Below are 2,432 nucleotides of genomic sequence, written 5' to 3'. Positions count from 1 at the left end.
CGATGAAAGATATGCCGTGGAAAGGGCGAATGCATGGATGGACAGCTACCGTTCCCTGCTCAACAGGTTCGATACGACCACCGAAAGCTGGAAAGGATTCAACTATTTGGCATTCATTGCGATAGCGTTGAAAAAATTCAAGAAAAAGAAAAAAATAAAAGTTTAAACCACTTCATTTATAACATGTCAAACACTACTGATAAAAAGTATAGGCAGTTGTTTCTGGGACTGCTGTTCGACGCCATAGGAATGCTATCTTTCGCCGTTCCTTTCGTGGGTGAGTTTTCCGATGTCATTTGGGCCCCATTGTCCGGTTGGCTCATGACTCGAATGTACAAGGGAAAAATTGGTCAAGCCGCAGGTATCATAACCTTTGTTGAAGAAATAATTCCTGGTTTGGATGTAATACCCACGTTTACCATCATGTGGTTTTATACCTACGTATACAAGTCGGCCAAGAAACAAAAAACGATAGAGGTATAATTTCTTACTAATTTTCAAAAGATGTAACTTTAGGAGCAAATCCAATCATCTTGAAAAGAAGAAATTTTGTCAAAAAAGCGGGTCTCGGTGGCCTTTCCACCGTGGTGATGAGCGATATCGTTTTTAGGCATTTCATGCCTCGGGACTATGTTCCATTGGCCTTTCAAGACCCAAATCCATTTAAAATGTTCAACAAGGACCCTGAAATGGTCCTGCTCAACGATAAGCCTTGGAATATGGAGGCAAGGGCTCATCTTCTCAATGATGCGGTCACTCCCAACAAGTATATGTTCATAAGAAATAATGGGATTATTCCTGAGAATATTGATGCCAAGAATTGGGTCCTGACCATTGATGGTGAATCTGTTAAACAGGAGAAATCCTATACCTTACAGGATTTAAAATCAAAATTCAAAAGGTATACCTATCAATTGACATTGGAATGTGGCGGAAACGGAAGAAGTGAATTCGACCCGCCTGCCAAGGGCAACCAATGGACCGTAGGGGCCGTATCCTGCGCCGAATGGACCGGCGTGAGATTGCGTGATGTGTTGGAGGATGTAGGTATCAAATCAGATGCAGTTTATATAGGATATCATGGTGCCGATATACATCTAAGCAGAAACCCCTCCAAAGAGCCCATTTCAAGGGGTGTTCCCATGTCAAAGGCCCTTCAAAATAAAACCCTCTTGGCTTTTGAGATGAATGGGGAAGACATTCCTTTGGCCCACGGTTTCCCCATAAGACTGGTTGCAGGAGGTTGGCCGGCTTCCGTTTCAGGTAAGTGGATACATAGGATAAGTGTTAGAAATAAAATCCACGATGGGGAAAAAATGGGAGGTGATTCTTATAGAGTCCCATGTGAAACAGTGGCTCCGGGTGAAGAAGTGCCGGATGAAAATATGTGCATCATTGAATCCATGCCCGTAAAATCCTTGATAACCTATCCTAAATCCGGTGCCGTTATAACCATGGATACGGTATTTAATATATCGGGCCATGCGTGGGCCGGAGAATTTGAAGTGCAAAAGATGGAGTATTCCATTGATTTTGGTGCTTCCTGGCATACATGTAACTTAAATCCCCCAGCGAACCGTTTGGCTTGGCAACGCTTTGATAGATTGGTTAAATTTCCAAAGAAGGGCTATTATGAGGTCTGGGCTAGGGCTACGGATAGTGAAGGAAATAAACAACCTATGGTTTTACCTGGCTGGAACCCCAAAGGGTATCTCAACAATGCATGCCATAGGATTGCGGTAAAAGTTGTGTAAGGTTGGTACGAAATGTAATGAGAAACAAGTCCCTATATATTTATCTTAGTGTCACGGCCCTAGTATTGGTCTTCTTTGGTGTTTTTTTATGGGTTTCAAATGATTCCGAAGCCAATAGCAAGGAGGTAGAATTAACAGATTCCGATGCTAATAATCCAGATCTTATAGTCAACGGTATTCATGTTAGAACGGGTCTAGTGGAGGGGGAAGGACTTACCGAAGTAATTACCAATTGCACTACCTGTCACTCTTCAAAATTGATCATTCAGAATAGAATGGGCACGGAGCAGTGGAACGCTACCATACGTTGGATGCAGGAAACGCAAGGGCTTTGGGATTTGGGAGAAAATCAAGATATAATCGTAGATTATCTTACTACAAACTATCCAACCTTTAAAAAGGGTAGGAGGGCCGCCCTAACCGATATTGAGTGGTATCCCTTGGATTCAAAGTAAATCTTTTCGATGTTTTAGAGAAATTGCTTTAGTACATATTCAATTATTTGACTTAGGTACTTAATCAATAACGATAGAAGTAGTAAATTCGGGGAAACAAACATCAAGAACATGGAGCAAAGATTCAAGAGCATGTCCCTTTTCGACTTTATGGAGAAATTCCCGGACACGGACAGCTGCCTGTCGCATCTGGCCTGGCTAAAGTGGGACGGGGGCTACAGGT

3 protein-coding genes and 1 pseudogene are annotated in these 2,432 nt (G+C 42.4%); all 4 read left to right on the top strand.

Annotation, left to right across the window (positions count from 1 at the left end; genetic code table 11):
- Window positions 1-166 (top strand): annotated as a pseudogene (locus BFP75_RS03085) (IS5 family transposase); the annotation flags it as partial.
- Between the two features lie 17 nt (window positions 167-183).
- A complete protein-coding gene (locus tag BFP75_RS03080) occupies window positions 184-483 on the top strand; it encodes a hypothetical protein (RefSeq protein ID WP_099543205.1) in 300 nt (99 codons plus the stop codon).
- A gap of 50 nt (window positions 484-533) precedes the next feature.
- Complete coding sequence (locus BFP75_RS03075) at window positions 534-1,754, top strand: sulfite oxidase (protein ID WP_099543204.1); 1,221 nt, start codon at window positions 534-536, stop codon at window positions 1,752-1,754.
- A gap of 17 nt (window positions 1,755-1,771) precedes the next feature.
- Window positions 1,772-2,209 (top strand): monoheme cytochrome C, encoded by a 438-nt coding sequence (locus tag BFP75_RS03070; protein WP_099543203.1) that lies wholly within the window; start codon window positions 1,772-1,774, stop codon window positions 2,207-2,209.
- The last annotated feature ends 223 nt before the right edge of the window (window positions 2,210-2,432 follow it).

Origin of the sequence: Maribacter sp. 4G9 (assembly GCF_002742265.1) — a bacterium.
Lineage (GTDB): Bacteria > Bacteroidota > Bacteroidia > Flavobacteriales > Flavobacteriaceae > Maribacter.
This window is presented reverse-complemented; position numbering and strand designations above follow the sequence as displayed.

Excerpts from the sequence above, each read along its gene's own strand:
- BFP75_RS03070 (WP_099543203.1), top strand. The coding sequence starts at position 1,772 with ATGAGAAACAAGTCCCTATATATTTATCTTAGTGTCACGGCCCTAGTA.
- BFP75_RS03080 (WP_099543205.1), top strand. The coding sequence starts at position 184 with ATGTCAAACACTACTGATAAAAAGTATAGGCAGTTGTTTCTGGGACTG.